The organism is Pseudomonas sp. PI1 (assembly GCF_000812405.1).
Lineage (GTDB): Bacteria > Pseudomonadota > Gammaproteobacteria > Pseudomonadales > Pseudomonadaceae > Pseudomonas > Pseudomonas citronellolis.
Window position 1 is genome coordinate 45,978 of record NZ_JWMC01000100.1, and the last position, 16,123, is coordinate 62,100.

Consider the following 16,123-nt stretch of genomic DNA (forward strand, 5'->3'; position numbering starts at 1 on the left):
CGCCATGAGCCACACCCCGGACGACACCGCCGGCGAACGCCAGGCCCACGCCTGGAACATCCGTTACCTGCCGGAGGCGCCGGTACCTTTCGTCATCCACTTCGTCAGCCAGTACCGCTGGGCCTACCTGGCGATCCTGCTGCTGCAGATCACCGCGGTGGTCTGCACCGTGCTGATCCCCTGGAGCCTGGGCCAGGTCACCCGCCTGGTGAACGCCAACGGCACGACCGACGCGCTGTTCTGGCCGGTGGCCGGCTTCGCCGTGCTGGTGGCCCTGGAGGTGGTCTTCACCCGCAGCGCCAACACCATCAACATCCGCGTGCTGCCGCGCCAGCGGGCGCGCGTCACCCACACCGTCTACGCCTACCTGCAGCAGCACTCGCACCGCTTCGTCAGCAACGAGTTCGCCGGCGCCCTGGCGCACAAGGTCTCGGAAGTCGCCATGGGGGTGAACCAGACCATGAACATCCTGCTCTTCGACCTGATCCCGCTGCTGGTCACCCTGAGCCTGGCGAGCCTGGTGCTGGCCAGCGCCTCGGGCCTGCTGGCGGCGTTCATGCTGGGCTGGTCGGTGCTGTTCATCGCCGTCTCCTTCCTACTCGCCCGGCGCAGCCACCCGCTGGCGCAGCAGTACTCCGCGGCGCGCAGCATCAGCACCGGCAAGGTGGTGGACGCGGTGACTAACCTGAGCAACGTGCGCCTGTTCGCCCGGCATTCCCACGAGCTGGACTACCTGTCCGGCTACCTGGACCGCGAACTGGCGGCGGCCGGCCGCTCGCTGGGCTACATGGAGAAGATCCGCTGGTTCCAGAACAGCTGCGGCATGGCCCTGAAGATCGGCATGCTGCTGCTCACCCTGTGGCTGTGGCGCAGCGGCGCCATCAGCATCGCCGCCTTCGTCATGGCCACCAGCATGGCGCTGCTGATCATCAACGACGTGGCCAGCCTGTCGCGGCGCTTCCTGGAGCTGTTCGAGGCCACCGGCAACATCGCCAACGGCGTGCGCACCCTGATCCGCCCCCACGAGGTGGTCGACCGCCCCGACGCCCGCCGCCTGGAAGTGCGCCAGGGCAACGTCGAGTTCCGCGGCGTGCGCTTCGGCTACCACCCCGGCCAGCCGATCTTCGAGCAGCTCGACCTGCGCATCCCGGCCGGCCAGCGCGTCGGCCTGGTGGGCTTCTCCGGCTCCGGCAAGTCCACCCTGCTCAACCTGCTGCTGCGCCTGTACGACGTCGACGGCGGCCAGGTGCTGATCGACGGCCAGGACATCCGCGAGGTGACGCAGCACTCGCTGCACCGGCAGATCGGCCTGATCCCCCAGGAGCCGGGGCTGTTCCACCGCAGCATCCGCGAGAACATCCATTACGGGCGCCTGGAGGCCAGCGCCGAGGAACTGGCCGCGGCCATCCACGGCGCCGGCGCCAGCGCCTTCATCGAACGCATGGAGCACGGCTACGATTCCCTGGTGGGCGAGCGCGGCGTCAAGCTGTCCGGCGGCCAGCGACAACGCATCGCCATCGCCCGGGTACTGCTGAAGAACGCGCCCATCCTGGTGATGGACGAGGCCACTTCCAGCCTGGATTCCATCACCGAGCGCTTCATCCAGGACCAGTTGGACAGCATCATGCAGGGCAAGACCGTGATCGTGGTGGCCCACCGCCTGTCGACGGTGGCGCACCTTGACCGCATCATCGTCTTCGACAAGGGCCGCGTGGTCGAGGACGGCAGCCACCAGGAGCTGCTGAAGAAGCGCGGCCAGTACTACCGCCTGTGGAGCCGGCAGTCCGACGGGCTGTTCCAGGAAGAGGCCGAGGCGGTCTGAATTTCCCAACCGGAGAGCGACATGAACTACCGAACCCTGGGCCGCTCCGGCCTGCAGGTCTCCCCCCTGGCGCTGGGCAGCATGATGTTCGGCGGCCAGACCGATGTCGCCGCCTCGAGGCGCATCATCGACCAGGCGCTGGAGCGCGGGATCAATTTCATCGACACCGCCGACGTGTACAACGACGGGCGCTCGGAGGAAATCGTCGGCCAGGCCATCGCCGCGCGCCGCGACGACTGGGTGCTGGCCTCCAAGGTCGGCATGGGCCCGGCGGACGCCTGGCCGAACCGCCGCGGCCTGGGCCGCAAGCACATCGCCGCGGCCCTGGACGCCAGCCTGAAACGCCTGGGCACCGACTACCTGGACCTCTACTACCTGCACCGCGAGGACCCGCAGACGCCGCTGGAGGAAACGGTCGCGGCCATCGGCGACGCCATCGCCCAGGGCAAGGTGCGCCACTGGGGGCTGTCCAACTACCGCGGCTGGCGCATCGCCGAGGTGGTCCACCTGGCCGAGCGCCTGGGCGTGCCCCAGCCCATCGCCAGCCAGCCGCTGTACAACCTGGTGAACCGCCAGGCCGAGACCGAGCAGTTCACCGCCGCCGAATTCCACGGCCTGGGCGTGGTGCCCTACAGCCCGCTGGCCCGCGGCGTGCTCAGCGGCAAGTACCTGCCGGGCGTGGAGCCGGCCGCCGACAGCCGCGCCGGGCGCCAGGACAAGCGCATCCTGGAGACCGAATGGCGCGCGGAGTCCCTGGAGATCGCGCAGAAGCTGAAGGCCCACGCCGAGGCGCGTGGCGTCGGCGTGGTGCAATTCGCCATCGCCTGGGTGCTGAACAACGCCCTGGTCAGCGCGGCCATCGTCGGTCCGCGCACCGAGGAGCAGTGGCAGGACTACCTGAAGGCGCTGGACGTGCGCCTGGACGCCGAGGACGAAGCCTTCGTCGACGCCCTGGTCACCCCCGGCCACGCCTCCACGCCGGGCTACAACGACCCGACCCACTTCGTCCCCGGCCGCCGCCCGCGCGGGGAATGACGGGACGCCAGCGGCGCCGAAGCGCTTTTCGTAGGAGCGAGCTTGCTCGCGAACGGTGCTTCCCGGTTGTGCCGGTGTATCGGGCTGACTCCGCCCCTCTCCCTAACCCTCTCCCTGAAGGGAGAGGGGACCGTTCGGCAGAGCTGGGTAGTCTGGAGTTAGCCGGACACGCCGGTGGTTTCCGGCTGAAGCCATGCTTTCCGCTGGCACAGACAAGCCCCCTCTCCCTTCAGGGAGAGGGCTGGGGAGAGGGCGCTCTTGGCTGGCACCGAAGCCCCAGGAAGCCTCGTTCGCGAGCAAGCTCGCTCCTACGAGCCGTGCCCGCCCGTATGAGTAGCTTCGTAGGATGGGTATCGCACGAAGCAATACCCATCCTACGGAGAGCGCTACAGGCGTTTCCCGGTTGTGCCGGTGCATCGGGCTGACTCCGCCCCTCTCCCTAACCCTCTCCCTGAAGGGAGAGGGGACCGTTCGGCGTGCGCTGGTATTTCCGCGTTAGCCGGCTTGTACCGAGTTGCCGGCTGACACCAAATCCTTTCTCGGCATGGACAAGCCCCCTCTCCCTTCAGGGCGGGGCGCGCAGCCGAGGGCTGGGGAGAGGGTGCTCTTGGTCCTAGCACCGAAGCCACGGGAAGCCCCGTTCGCGAGCAAGCTCGCTCCTACAGGGGAACGGCGCAGACAAGGTCCGCTCGGCGACTCTTCCCCGCCCCCACCCGGCTCAGATCGACAGCCGCACGATACGGCTGGCCAACGGCGCCGGCGTGCGGCGCTTGTTCACCACCAGTTCGCCGGCGGCGATCAGCCGGGCCCTGACGATGTTGCGGCTGAGCCCCAGCAGGTCGGAGGTGTGCACCTGGTTGGCATGGCAGAACTGGTAAGCCTCGCGCACCAGCAGGCTTTCCACCTGGCCGTGCACATCGCCGCCGCGCTCGCGGAACAGGCGCAGGAAGGCGCGTTCCAGCTGCGCTTCCAGCGGCTCGTCGGCGCCGGCCGCGCCCTCCAGGCGTTCCGGGCGCAGCCCCGGCAGGCGCAGGTCGTCGGCCTCGATGCGGCCGCCCTGGCAGACTAGCAGGGTGTGGTGGATGACGTTCTCCAGCTCGCGGATGTTGCCCGGCCAATCGTACTCCGCCAGCTTGCGCGCCGCCGCGTCGCTCAGGTCGACCGCCTCGAAGCCGAGCTTGCGCCCGTAGGTGCCGATGAAGTGCCGCACCAGCGGCAGGATGTCACCGCGCCGTTCGCGCAGCGCAGGCAGTTGCAGGGTGACGACGTTGAGGCGGTAGTACAGGTCCTCGCGGAAATGCCCGGCGTTGATCGCCTTCTCCAGTTGCACGTTGGTGGCCGCCAGCACCCGCACGTCGATCGGGATGCCCCTGCGCGAGCCCAGGCGCACCACTTCGCGCTCCTGCAGCACGCGCAGCAGCTTGACCTGGATGGGCATCGGCAAATCACCGATCTCGTCGAGGAACAGGGTGCCGCCGTTGGCTGCCTCGAACCAGCCGGGCTTGGCGCTGAGGGCGCCGGTGAAGGCGCCCTTCTCGTGGCCGAACAGCTCGGCCTCCACCAGGGATTCGGAGAAGGCCCCGCAGTTCACCGCGACGAAGGGCCGGTCGCGCCGGCCGCTCAAATTGTGGATGTGACGTGCGACCAGCTCCTTTCCCGTGCCGGTCTCGCCGATGATCAGGACGCTGGCCTCGCTGGGGGCGACCTGTTGCAAATGGGAGAGAAGCGCCTGCGATTTCGGGTCTTCGAAGACCTGTGCGGTTGCCCGGATCGAGGTGGCCAGTGTCGGGTTGGGTGGGAGGGTCAGCAGTTGCATGGGCTTCCTTACGAGTAGAACGTGGGCGAAGGTCGCTGCCGGTTGAGCGCCCAGGCGCCAAGCTCCTGGACGCGGTAATCGAGGGGGTCGTGCAGGCTCTGGGTGCGCAGGTTGCGCCAGTGCCGGTCCAGCCGCAGCGCCGCGTGGGTGGCGCGGGCGCCGGTGACTTCGAAGAGGCGGCTACAGAGTTCCAGGCCCACGCGGGTGGCGGCGACCTTGGCGGTGCCGATGGCGATGGCCAGCTCCGCGCGCTCCTCGGCGCCCAGGCGCTGCTCCTTGCTCCAGGCCGCGTCGAACTGTGCGGCGGCACGCTCCACCAGCAGGCGCACGCCCTCCAGGCCGACCCAGAAGTCGCCGTAGTGGCGCAGCACGTACGGGTCCTCGCTGATGCTTTCGGCGCTGGAGCGGAACCAGGGCCGCGCCTCCTTGAGGGTGTAGCCGCGGAATTCCTCGAAGGCGCCTTCGGCGATGCCGAGGAACATGTGGGCGAAGATCAGCTGCGCCAGCAGCGGGCGCAGGCAGGCGAAAGGCGTGCTCAGCGGGCCCGGGTCCAGCAGCAGCTCGGAGCGCTCCACGCGCACCCGCTCGAAGGTCACGCTGCCGCTGTCGGTCTGGCGCTGGCCCATGTTGTCCCAGTCGTCGTGCACGCCGATGCCGCTGCGGCCGCTGGGCAGCGCGGCGATCAGCAGCTTGCCGCCGGCGCTTTCGTCCACCGCCGAGGCGATCAGCATCTCCGAGTCGTTGGCGCCGGAACAGAAGCTCTTCTTGCCGGAGAACTCGCACCAGCCGTCGAACCACTTCACCTGGGTGCGGGTGTCCAGCGGGTTCAGGGCATTGCCCCAGAACCAGTTCTTGCGCGCGGTCAGCTCGAACCACGGCTGCCACTGCTCCGGGCGCGAGAACAGGCGCACGGTGGCCAGCATCAGGTGGTGGAAGCCGAACACGTGGGCCACCGAACTGTCGGCCCGGGCGAACTCGCGGACCACCTCCAGGGTCAGCGACCAGTCCGCGCCATGGCCGCCGAAGGCGCCGGGAATGCTCAGGGCCAGCAGGCCGCTGTGGCGGATGGCGTCGCGCTCGGCCTTGGGCGTGCCGCCGCGCTCGTCGCGTTCGGCGGCGTTCTCGGCAAAACCGGCGGCCAGCTGGCGGGCGATCTGCAAAGGGTTGAGGATGCGGCTTTGCTGGTTGGCGCTCACACGGGATCCCTCGTCGGTCGGGGCGGCCTTCAGGCGGGCGCCGCCCCGGCAATGAACCTTCGGCCGCGGCCGCCATGGGCCCGGCCGGCGAAATTGAACTGCACGCAGGGCCGAGCAATAACCATTCCAGCGGCCGCCGGGCCGGTTTGCGCGGCCTGGCGCGGGCGGCTTGTTGTTATCTGAGCAACAACTGTTGATTCGCTGTTGCCCCGGCGCTTCCGCCGATCGGCAACCCCTGGCGCCGCGCCTGCACACCAGCTAAACCCGCTAATAGGGAAGACGCCGGGCCAGGGCGCAGGTCGGTTTCAGGATGCGCCGGGTCGCTTGGGTGCAAACCCCGGGCGAGCAGGATGGCAAGCTTGCAGGATGCCCCCGGACCGGTGCGTCAAGACACCCGGCCGGCGGCAGGGAGGGCGACCGGGTGACCACGCCGCCGTGACGTGGACGGTACGCCGCAGCCGAAGACACCGGAGGTTTGCCGCCAAGGCAGGCCGGTCCGCGATGCCGAGGTACGCTGTATGCCTGATGAGACGCTTCACCTGCCCCTGATCCACGACGTGCTGGCACGCGAGAAGGACACCCCCGGCGCCCTGCTGCCGATCCTCCACGCCATCCAGGACGGCTGCGGGTACGTTCCCGACCTCGCCGTCGCGGAAATCGCCCATGCCCTCAACCTCAGCCAGGCCGAGGTGCGCGGGGTGATCAGCTTCTACCACGACTTCCGCACCGCGCCGCCGGCGCGCCATACCCTGCGCCTGTGCCGCGCCGAGTCCTGCCAGAGCATGGGCGCCGAGCGCCTGGCCGCGCAGCTGCGCGAGCAGCTGGCGCTGGACGACCACGGCACCAGCGCCGACGGCAACATCAGCCTGCGCCCGGTGTACTGCCTGGGCGCCTGCGCCTGCTCGCCGGCCCTGGAGCTGGACGGCCGGCTGCACGCGCGGCTCACCGCCGAGCGCCTGCGCGAGCTGGTCAACGGCTGCCTGGAGGATGGCGCATGCTGAAGCTCTTCCTCCCCCGCGACTCCGTCGCCCGCGCCGTGGGCGCGGAACAAGTGGCCGCCGCCCTGGCCCGCGAGGCCGAGCGCCGGCAACTGCCGCTGGAACTGCGCCGCACCAGCTCCCGCGGCCTCTACTGGCTGGAACCGCTGCTGGAGGTGGAAGACGCCGACGGCCGCCGCCTGGGCTTCGGCCCGCTCAGCGAGCAGGACGTGCCCGCCCTGCTCGACGCCCTGGCCGCCGACGCCACCCCTCACCCGCTGGCCCTGGGGCCGGTGGAGGACATCCCCTACCTGAAGAGCCAGCAGCGCCTGCTGTTCGCCCGCGCCGGCATCACCCGGCCGCTGTCCCTGGAGGACTACCGCGCCCACGGCGGCTTCGAGGGCCTGGCGCGGGCCATCGCCCTGGACGGCACCGAGGTGGTCGCCGCGGTGCTCGACTCCGGCCTGCGCGGCCGCGGCGGCGCGGCCTTCCCCGCCGGCATCAAGTGGCGCACCGTGCGCGAGGCCCCGGCCACGCCGAAATACGTGGTGTGCAACGCCGACGAAGGCGACTCCGGCACCTTCGCCGACCGCATGCTGATGGAGGGCGACCCCTTCCTGCTGGTCGAGGGCATGGCCATCGCCGGCCTCGCCGTGGGCGCCAGCCTCGGCTACATCTACGTGCGCTCGGAATACCCGGACGCCATCGACACCCTGGAGCAGGCCCTGGCCATCGCCCGCGAGGCCGGCTACCTGGGCGCCGACGTGCTGGGCAGCGGCCGCGCCTTCGACCTGCAGGTGCGGGTGGGCGCCGGCGCCTACATCTGCGGCGAGGAAACCGCCCTGCTCGACTCACTTGAGGGCAAGCGCGGCGTGGTCCGCGCCAAGCCGCCGCTGCCGGCCCTGCAGGGCCTGTTCGGCCAGCCGACGCTGGTGCACAACGTGCTCACCCTGGCCTCGGTGCCGGTGATCCTGACCCGTGGCGCGCCGTTCTACCGCGACTTCGGCATGGGCCGCTCGCTGGGCACCATGCCCTTCCAGCTGGCCGGCAATGTGCGCCACGGCGGCCTGGTGGAACGCGCCTTCGGCCTGAGCCTGCGCGAGCTGGTGGAAGGCTACGGCGGCGGCACCGCCAGCGGCCGCCCGCTGAAGGCGGCGCAGGTGGGCGGCCCGCTGGGCGCCTGGGTGCCGCCGGCGCAGTTCGACACCCCGCTGGACTACGAGGCCTTCGCCGCCATGGGCGCCATGCTCGGCCACGGCGGCGTGGTGGTGGCCGACGACAGCCTGGACATGGCGCGCATGGCCCGCTTCGCCCTGCAGTTCTGCGCCGAGGAATCCTGCGGCAAGTGCACGCCCTGCCGGCTCGGCTCCACCCGCGGCGTGGAGGTGGTGGACCGGCTGATCGCCGCCACCGACCTCGGCGCCCGCGAGGAACAGGCGCGGCTGCTCGTGGACCTCTGCGACACCATGCAATACGGCTCGCTCTGCGCCCTGGGCGGAATGACTTCCTACCCGGTGACCAGCGCCCTCAAGCACTTCCCCGCCGACTTCGGTCTAGCGCACACGGAGGCCGACCAGTGATCAACCTCTTCGATCCCTCCACCGACATCGTCGACCTCGGCACCCCGCCCCGCGACAGCGAGGCGCAGGTCAGCCTGAGCATCGACGGCCGCGAGATCAGCGTGCCCGCCGGCACCTCGGTGATGCGCGCCGCCGCGCTGCTGGGCACCAGCATTCCCAAGCTCTGCGCCACCGACAGCCTGGAAGCCTTCGGCTCCTGCCGCATGTGCCTGGTGGAAATCGACGGCATGCGCGGCTACCCCGCCTCCTGCACCACGCCGGTGGCCGAGGGCATGGTGGTGCGCACGCAGACGCCGAAGCTGGCGACGCTGCGGCGCAACGTCATGGAGCTGTACATCTCCGACCACCCGCTGGACTGCCTGACCTGCCCGGCCAACGGCAACTGCGAGCTGCAGACCGTGGCCGGCCAGGTGGGCCTGCGCGAAGTGCGCTACGGCTACACCGGGGCCAACCACCTGAGCGAGGCCAAGGACGTCTCCAACCCCTACTTCGACTACGACCCGAGCAAGTGCATCGTCTGCAACCGCTGCGTGCGCGCCTGCGAGGAAATCCAGGGCACCTTCGCCCTGACCATCGCCGGCCGCGGCTTCGACTCGCGGGTGGCGGCGGCCGGCGGCGACGACTTCCTCGACTCCGAGTGCGTGTCCTGCGGCGCCTGCGTGCAGGCCTGCCCCACCGCCACGCTGATGGAAAAAAGCGTGGTGCAGCTGGGCCAGCCGGAGCGCAGCGTCGTCACCACCTGCGCCTACTGCGGCGTGGGCTGCTCGTTCCGCGCCGAACTCAAGGGCGAGCAACTTGTGCGCATGGTCCCGGCCCGCAACGGCCAGGCCAACCACGGCCACGCCTGCGTCAAGGGCCGCTTCGCCTGGGGCTACGCCACCCACCCCGAGCGCATCACCAAGCCGATGATCCGCCAGCGCATCAGCGATCCCTGGCAGGAGGTCAGCTGGGAAGAAGCGCTCAACCACGCAGCCGGCGAATTCCGCCGCATCCAGCTCAAGTACGGGCGCGACTCCATCGGCGGCATCACCTCCAGCCGCTGCACCAACGAAGAGACCTACCTGGTGCAGAAGCTGGTGCGCGCCGCCTTCGGCAACAACAACGTCGACACCTGCGCCCGCGTCTGCCACTCGCCCACCGGCTACGGCCTGAAACAGACCCTCGGCGAGTCCGCCGGCACCCAGAGCTTCGACTCGGTGATGCAGGCCGACGTCATCCTGGTGATGGGCGCCAACCCCACCGACGCCCACCCGGTGTTCGGCTCCCAGCTCAAGCGCCGCCTGCGCCAGGGCGCGCGGCTGATCGTCATCGACCCGCGGCGCATCGACCTGGTGGATTCGCCCCACGCCCGCGCCGAACTGCACCTGCAGCTGCGCCCGGGCACCAACGTGGCCATGCTCAACGCCCTGGCCCACGTCATCGTCACCGAGGGCCTGGTGAACCAGCGCTTCGTCGAGCAGCGCTGCGAGGCGGCGGACTTCGCCCACTGGCGCGACTTCGTCAGCCAGCTGCAGAACGCCCCCGAGGCGCTCGGCCCGGTGTGCGGCGTGCCCGCCGAACTGATCCGCGCCGCCGCGCGGCTCTACGCCACCGGCGGCAACGCAGCCATCTACTACGGCCTGGGCGTCACCGAGCACAGCCAGGGCAGCACCGCGGTGATGGGCATCGCCAACCTGGCAATGGCCACCGGCAACGTCGGCCGCGAAGGCGTGGGGGTGAACCCGCTGCGCGGGCAGAACAACGTCCAGGGCTCCTGCGACATGGGCTCCTTCCCCCACGAGCTGCCCGGCTACCGGCACATCTCCAACGCCGAGGTGCGCAGCCAGTTCGAGCAGGCCTGGAACGTCACCCTGCAGCCCGACCCGGGCCTGCGCATCCCCAACATGTTCGAGGCGGCCCTGGACGGCAGCTTCAAGGCACTGTACTGCCAGGGCGAGGACATCGCCCAGAGCGACCCCAACACCCAGCACGTCACCGCCGCCCTGTCGGCCATGGAATGCGTGGTGGTGCAGGACATCTTCCTCAACGAAACCGCCAAGTTCGCCCACGTGTTCCTGCCGGGCAGCTCCTTCCTGGAAAAGGACGGCACCTTCACCAACGCCGAGCGGCGCATCTCGCGGGTGCGCAAGGTGATGGAGCCGCTGGGCGGCAAGGCCGACTGGGAAGCGACCATGGCGCTGTCCAACGCCCTGGGCTACCCGATGAACTACCGCCACCCGTCCGAGATCATGGACGAGATCGCTCGCCTGACGCCCACCTTCGCCCGCGTCAGCTACGCCGAGCTGGACCGCCACGGCAGCCTGCAGTGGCCGTGCAACGACGCCGCGCCCGACGGCACCCCGACCATGCACATCGACCAGTTCGTGCGCGGCAAGGGGCGCTTCATGCTCACCGGCTACGTGCCCACCGACGAGAAGGTCAACAACCGCTACCCGCTGCTGCTGACCACCGGACGCATCCTCAGCCAGTACAACGTCGGCGCCCAGACGCGGCGCACCGGCAACGTCGCCTGGCACCCCGAGGACCGCCTGGAGATCCACCCCAGCGACGCCGAGAGCCGCGGCATCGCCGACGGCGACTGGGTCGGCGTGGGTAGCCGCGCCGGGCAGACGGTGCTGCGCGCCAAGGTCAGCGAGCGGGTGGCGCCGGGGGTGGTCTACACCACCTTCCACTTCCCCGAGTCCGGCGCCAACGTGATCACCACCGACAACTCCGACTGGGCCACCAACTGCCCGGAATACAAGGTCACCGCGGTGGAAGTGGTGCGCGTCTTCCAGCCCTCGGAATGGCAGAAGCGCTACCAGGCGTTCAGCGACGAACAGCGCCGCCTGCTGAAGGAACGCCGCCACGCCGAGAAAGCCGAGGTGCGCCGATGAGCATCGACAACCTGGTCAAGATGGCCAACCAGATCGGCCAGTACTTCGCCAGCGAAGCCGACCGCGAACTGGCCGTGCGCGGCGTGCGCCAGCACCTGCAGAGCTTCTGGACGCCGGCCATGCGCCGCGACCTGGCGGCCTGGCTGGCGCAGCATCCCGAGGCCGACCTGCACCCGCTGGTGCAGGAAGCGCTGAAGGAGCCGGCGGAGAGCGCCTAGCGGAGACGGCCAGACTACGATACTGCCCCCGGCCGCTGGCCGCAGGAGCCCTGAGCGGCCTGCGCCGCGCGGGGCGGCGCAGCCGGGTTTCAGCGCAGGGTGTAGCCATTGTCGACGACCAGGTCCTGGCCGTGGATGCCGCGGGCCTGGTCCGAGAGCATGAAGAGGATCGCATCGGCCACCGCCTCCGCCTCCAGGAAGCGGCCGTCCAGCAGGCGCCCGTTGACGCTGGCGGCGACCTTGCCCAGGGCCTCGTCGTCCAGCCCCAGGGTGCCCCAGATCGGCGTCGCCGTGGGCCCGGGCGATACGACGTTGACGCGGATGCCCTCGCCCGCCAATTCCACCGCCAGGGTGCGCGCCTGGGCCTTGAGCGCCGACTTGGAGGCGATGTAGGCGGCCAGCCCCGGAAAGCTCACCTGAGACAGGAAGGTGCCGATGAACACCACCGAAGACGGCCGCGCCATCTGCCCGCGCAGGGCGGCCAGGGTGTTCAGCGCGCCGGCGCCGTTGACCGCCCATTGCCGCTGGAACGCCGCCTGGTCCAGGCCGTCGGCCAGTTGCGCGATGCCGGCGTTGGGCAGCAGGTAGTCCACCGGCCCCAGTTCCCGGGCCAGGTCCGCCAGGCACTGGAGGTCATCGGTGCGGGTGACGTCGCCGCTCAACCAGCACAAGTGGCCGCCGGCCTCGTCGAGTTCGGCCGGCGGCACCTCGCGCCGGGCCATGGCCACTACCCGGGTGCCCTCGCGCAACAGCCGCCGGGCCACGGCCAGGCCGATGCCGGAACCGGCGCCGGTGATCACCGCAAGGGGGGACCTGGAATCATTGCTTGGCATGTACATGCTCCTGATGGTCGTCAGTGGGATCGCTCGCCACGTGGGTGCTCCACGTGCCGTCGCCAGGAACCTCCACCAACTTCCGTGCCATGGCGAAACCATCGGTTTTTCAAGGTGTTGAAAACCACTGAAGTCATCATGACTCACCGTGCAGCGAGTTCTTTCGACTGCAAACGAGGTACTTCGGACTTGACGGCGAGCCCGAGCGTCCATGTCTTTCCTTCACCCCGGGCATTCTGCAACGTAGCGGCAGAAGGCTATCCTTCAGATAATTCGGAAGGATTCTGCGACGTCGCTTCACGGGGCGTCCGCCGACCGAACGCTCCGGGGCGCGCACCGCCCCTCGGCAAGGGAGCCGCCGACTTCGCCACCCATTCCAGTTCCGGGAGCCGGTATGCCTTGCCAGCCCTTCGCCAGATTCGCCGTGTCCGCTCGCCGCTGGCTGGGCATCGGCCTGCTTGCGTTCGTAGCCACGGCCGATGCCACCGAACACCCGCCGCTGCGGGTGATGACCGACTACTGGCCGCCCTTCCGCATCGAAGGCGCCGACGGCCGCATCAGCGGCCTGGACATGAACCTGCTGGCCGAGCTGGAAAAGCGCACCGGCCTGCGCTTCGAAGTGCACCGCGCGCCCTGGGCCCGCGGCCTGGCCGCCCTGCAGAGCGGCGCGGCGGACCTGATGACGGGCCTGGCGCGCACCCCGGAGCGCGAGCAGTACATCGACTACCTGCCGCAGCCCTACTACGCCTGCGCCCCGCGCCTGTACGCCTCGCCGCAGGAGGCGCCGCGCATCGCCCGCTACGACGACCTGCTCGGCCCCACCATCGGCTACGTGCTGGAGTCCGCCTACTTCGAACCCTTCGACTCCGACAAGCGCCTGAAGAAATTCGGCGTGAACAACGAGACGCAGCTGCTGCAGATGCTCGCCCTCGGTCGCCTGCAACTGGTGATCGGCACCGACTGCCAGGTGGACTACGAACTGCGCGACCCGCAACTGGCCCGGCAGATCGTGCGCACCCGCTTCCAGCCGGACAGCCGCACCGAGCTCTACCTGGGCTTCTCCCACCAGCGCCAGCTGACGGCCGAGCGCCAACTGATCGAAGGCGCGCTGCGGCAGATGCTCGACGAGGGCTGGGTGCAACGGGCGGCCGCGCGCTATCAGCGCACCGATGGGCAGTAGCGCGCCGGACGGGCGAACGGGCGGAGCGCTGCGCAAAACGCTTACAATGGCGGGTTATTCATCTCATTTTTTGTCGTGGTAAACCCGCATGGAAATAAAGGTTAATTTCTTAGATAACCTTCGGCTCGAAGCCAAGTTCGACGATTTCACCGTGGTGGCCGACCAGCCCATCCGCTACAAGGGCGATGGCTCCGCACCGGGTCCGTTCGACTACTTCCTGGCTTCGTCGGCGCTGTGCGCGGCCTACTTCGTCAAGCTGTACTGCCAGACGCGCAATATCCCCACCGACAACATCCGCCTGTCGCAGAACAACATCGTCGACCCGGAGAACCGCTACAAGCAGATCTTCAAGATCCAGGTGGAGCTGCCGGCGGACATCTCGGAAAAGGACCGCCAGGGCATCCTGCGCTCCATCGAGCGCTGCACGGTGAAGAAGGTGGTGCAGACCGGGCCCGAGTTCGTCATCGAGGAAGTGGAAAACCTCGACGCCGACGCCCAGGCGCTGCTGATGCCCAGCGCCGACGCGGATTCGCGCACCTACATCGCGGGCAAGGATCTGCCGCTGGAGCAGACCATCGCCAACATGTCGGCAATCCTCGCCGGCCTGGGCATGAAGATCGAGATCGCCTCCTGGCGCAACATCGTGCCCAACGTCTGGTCGCTGCACATCCGCGACGCGCAGTCGCCGATGTGCTTCACCAACGGCAAGGGCGCGACCAAGGAAAGCGCGCTGGCCTCGGCGCTGGGCGAGTTCATCGAGCGGCTGAACTGCAATTTCTTCTACAACGACCAGTTCTGGGGCGAGGACATCGCCAACGCGCCCTTCGTCCACTACCCCGACGAGCGCTGGTTCAAGCCCAGCCGCCAGGACGAGCTGCCGGCGGAAATCCTCGACGCCCACTGCCTGGCCATCTACAACCCCGACGGCGAGCTGCGCGGCTCGCACCTGTACGACACCAACTCGGGCAACGTGGCGCGCGGCATCTGCTCGCTGCCGTTCGTGCGCCAGTCCGACGGCAAGGTGGTGTACTTCCCCTCCAACCTGATCGAGAACCTCTACCTGAGCAACGGCATGAGCGCCGGCAACACCCTGGCCGAAGCCCAGGTGCAGTGCCTGTCGGAAATCTTCGAGCGCGCGGTGAAGCGCGAAATCCTCGAAAACGAACTGGCGCTGCCGGACGTGCCGCAAGAGGTGCTGGCCAAGTACCCCGGCATCCTCGCCGGCATCCGCGGCCTGGAGGAACAGGGCTTCCCGGTGCTGGTCAAGGACGCCTCCCTGGGCGGCCGCTTCCCGGTGATGTGCGTGACCCTGATGAACCCGCGCACCGGCGGCGTGTTCGCCTCCTTCGGCGCCCACCCCAGCCTGGAGGTGGCGCTGGAGCGCAGCCTCACCGAACTGCTCCAGGGCCGCAGCTTCGAAGGCCTGAACGACCTGCCGCAGCCCACCTTCGAAAGCCAGGCGCTGACCGAGCCGAACAACTTCGTCGAGCACTTCATCGACTCCAGCGGCGTGGTGTCGTGGCGCTTCTTCAGCGCCAGGGCCGACTTCGAATTCGTCGAGTGGGACTTCTCCGGCCGGCGCGGCTCCAGTGAAAGAAAAGAGTCCAACGCCGAGGAAGCCGCCACCCTGTTCGGCATCCTCGAAGACCTGGGCAAGGAAGTGTACATGGCGGTGTACGAGCACCTGGGCGCAACGGCCTGCCGCATCCTGGTGCCGGGCTACTCGGAGATCTACCCGGTGGAGGACCTGGTCTGGGACAACACCAACAAGGCGCTGGCGTTCCGCGAGGACATCCTCAACCTGCACCGCCTGGACGACACCCGCCTCGAAGCGCTGCTGGAGCGCCTGGAAGGCTGTGAGGTGGACGACTACACCGACATCACCACCCTGATCGGCGTGGAGTTCGACGACAACACGGCCTGGGGCCAACTGACCATTCTCGAACTGAAACTGCTGATCAACCTCGCCCTGCGGCGCTTCGAAGAGGCCAAGGAACTGGTAGAAGCCTTCCTCCAGTACAACGACAACACCGTCGAGCGCGGCCTGTTCTACCAGGCCCTGAACGTGGTGCTGGAGGTGGTGCTGGACGACGAACTGGAGATCGCCGACTACGAAGCCAACTTCCGCCGCATGTTCGGCAACGAGCGGATGGACGCGGCGCTGGGCTCGGTGGACGGCAGCGTGCGCTTCCACGGCCTGACGCCGACCAGCATGAAACTGGAAGGGCTGGACAGGCACCTGCGGCTGATCGACAGCTACAAGAAACTGCACGCGGCGCGCGCCAGGCTGCAGCCTGTGCAGGACAGCGCCGCCGACACGGGAAGCGGCCTCAAGCCGCGGCGCGTGGCGATTCGCAAGCGCTGATGATGGGACTGCGCCGAGGGGCTCTTCGTAGGATGGGTTGAGCTTGCGATCCCCATGGGATCCCGGTGATGGGTATCGCTGCGCTCAACCCATCCTACGGGTGCGGTGTCGGGCGCCCCGGCGGCACGGCCGACGGTCCGGAAGTATCAGGACAACTCCAGATTTCCCGGCGACTCGGGACGGCCCCCTCTCCCGCTTGCGGGAGAGGGCTGGGGAGAGGGCGCT

General features: G+C 69.0%; 11 protein-coding genes. 8 read left to right on the forward strand and 3 right to left on the reverse strand.

Annotated features, from left to right (window positions below; genetic code table 11):
* Positions 1–4: 4 nt before the first annotated feature.
* Together RN02_RS29695 and RN02_RS29700 are read left to right on the forward strand one after the other, a co-directional pair.
* Positions 5–1,822 carry an ABC transporter ATP-binding protein gene (locus RN02_RS29695; RefSeq protein ID WP_043318929.1) on the forward strand — a complete coding sequence of 606 codons (1,818 nt, stop codon included), beginning with the start codon at positions 5–7 and terminating at the stop codon, positions 1,820–1,822.
* Between the two features lie 21 nt (positions 1,823–1,843).
* Positions 1,844–2,857 (forward strand): aldo/keto reductase, encoded by a 1,014-nt coding sequence (locus tag RN02_RS29700; RefSeq protein ID WP_043318931.1) that lies wholly within the window; start codon positions 1,844–1,846, stop codon positions 2,855–2,857.
* Between the two features lie 718 nt (positions 2,858–3,575).
* On the opposite strand, the gene RN02_RS29705 is transcribed toward RN02_RS29700, so the two are convergent.
* Together RN02_RS29705 and RN02_RS29710 are read right to left on the reverse strand one after the other, a co-directional pair.
* The gene (locus RN02_RS29705; RefSeq protein ID WP_043318933.1) at positions 3,576–4,673 is read right to left on the reverse strand and encodes a sigma-54 interaction domain-containing protein; all 1,098 of its coding nucleotides are present in this window, start codon (positions 4,671–4,673) and stop codon (positions 3,576–3,578) included.
* 8 nt (positions 4,674–4,681) lie between these two features.
* On the reverse strand, positions 4,682–5,869 hold the full coding sequence (locus RN02_RS29710) for an acyl-CoA dehydrogenase family protein (RefSeq protein ID WP_043318935.1): 1,188 nt from the start codon (positions 5,867–5,869) through the stop codon (positions 4,682–4,684).
* 518 nt (positions 5,870–6,387) lie between these two features.
* On the opposite strand from RN02_RS29710, the gene RN02_RS29715 reads away from it, so the two are divergent.
* From RN02_RS29715 to RN02_RS29730, 4 genes are read left to right on the forward strand one after another with little or no spacing between them, the layout of a single operon-like run.
* A complete protein-coding gene (locus RN02_RS29715; RefSeq protein WP_009619595.1) occupies positions 6,388–6,870 on the forward strand; it encodes a formate dehydrogenase subunit gamma in 483 nt (160 codons plus the stop codon).
* A complete protein-coding gene (locus tag RN02_RS29720; protein ID WP_043318937.1) occupies positions 6,864–8,426 on the forward strand; it encodes an NADH-ubiquinone oxidoreductase-F iron-sulfur binding region domain-containing protein in 1,563 nt (520 codons plus the stop codon). Before RN02_RS29715 ends, RN02_RS29720 begins: the two co-directional genes overlap by 7 nt.
* Positions 8,423–11,302 carry a formate dehydrogenase subunit alpha gene (fdhF, locus tag RN02_RS29725; protein ID WP_043318939.1) on the forward strand — a complete coding sequence of 960 codons (2,880 nt, stop codon included), beginning with the start codon at positions 8,423–8,425 and terminating at the stop codon, positions 11,300–11,302. The genes RN02_RS29720 and fdhF overlap by 4 nt, the downstream gene beginning before the upstream one ends.
* Positions 11,299–11,520 carry a formate dehydrogenase subunit delta gene (locus tag RN02_RS29730; protein WP_043266557.1) on the forward strand — a complete coding sequence of 74 codons (222 nt, stop codon included), beginning with the start codon at positions 11,299–11,301 and terminating at the stop codon, positions 11,518–11,520. The genes fdhF and RN02_RS29730 overlap by 4 nt, the downstream gene beginning before the upstream one ends.
* Positions 11,521–11,609: 89 nt before the next feature.
* Here RN02_RS29730 and RN02_RS29735 read toward each other — a convergent pair whose 3' ends face one another.
* Complete coding sequence (locus RN02_RS29735; RefSeq protein ID WP_043318941.1) at positions 11,610–12,353, reverse strand: SDR family NAD(P)-dependent oxidoreductase; 744 nt, start codon at positions 12,351–12,353, stop codon at positions 11,610–11,612.
* Positions 12,354–12,747: 394 nt separating this feature from the next.
* On the opposite strand from RN02_RS29735, the gene RN02_RS29740 reads away from it, so the two are divergent.
* Together RN02_RS29740 and RN02_RS29745 are read left to right on the forward strand one after the other, a co-directional pair.
* A complete protein-coding gene (locus RN02_RS29740; RefSeq protein WP_082033924.1) occupies positions 12,748–13,533 on the forward strand; it encodes a substrate-binding periplasmic protein in 786 nt (261 codons plus the stop codon).
* A gap of 88 nt (positions 13,534–13,621) precedes the next feature.
* Positions 13,622–15,898, forward strand: a complete 2,277-nt coding sequence (locus RN02_RS29745; protein ID WP_043318943.1) for an OsmC domain/YcaO domain-containing protein — start codon at positions 13,622–13,624, stop codon at positions 15,896–15,898.
* Positions 15,899–16,123 lie beyond the last annotated feature (225 nt).

Bases quoted from the DNA above. Each gene is read 5' to 3' on its own strand.
- RN02_RS29695 (WP_043318929.1), top strand. From the start codon at position 5: ATGAGCCACACCCCGGACGACACCGCCGGCGAACGCCAGGCCCACGCC.
- RN02_RS29700 (WP_043318931.1), top strand. From the start codon at position 1,844: ATGAACTACCGAACCCTGGGCCGCTCCGGCCTGCAGGTCTCCCCCCTG.
- RN02_RS29705 (WP_043318933.1), bottom strand. From the start codon at position 4,673: ATGCAACTGCTGACCCTCCCACCCAACCCGACACTGGCCACCTCGATC.
- RN02_RS29715 (WP_009619595.1), top strand. From the start codon at position 6,388: ATGCCTGATGAGACGCTTCACCTGCCCCTGATCCACGACGTGCTGGCA.
- RN02_RS29720 (WP_043318937.1), top strand. From the start codon at position 6,864: ATGCTGAAGCTCTTCCTCCCCCGCGACTCCGTCGCCCGCGCCGTGGGC.
- RN02_RS29730 (WP_043266557.1), top strand. From the start codon at position 11,299: ATGAGCATCGACAACCTGGTCAAGATGGCCAACCAGATCGGCCAGTAC.
- RN02_RS29735 (WP_043318941.1), bottom strand. From the start codon at position 12,353: ATGCCAAGCAATGATTCCAGGTCCCCCCTTGCGGTGATCACCGGCGCC.
- RN02_RS29740 (WP_082033924.1), top strand. From the start codon at position 12,748: ATGCCTTGCCAGCCCTTCGCCAGATTCGCCGTGTCCGCTCGCCGCTGG.
- RN02_RS29745 (WP_043318943.1), top strand. From the start codon at position 13,622: ATGGAAATAAAGGTTAATTTCTTAGATAACCTTCGGCTCGAAGCCAAG.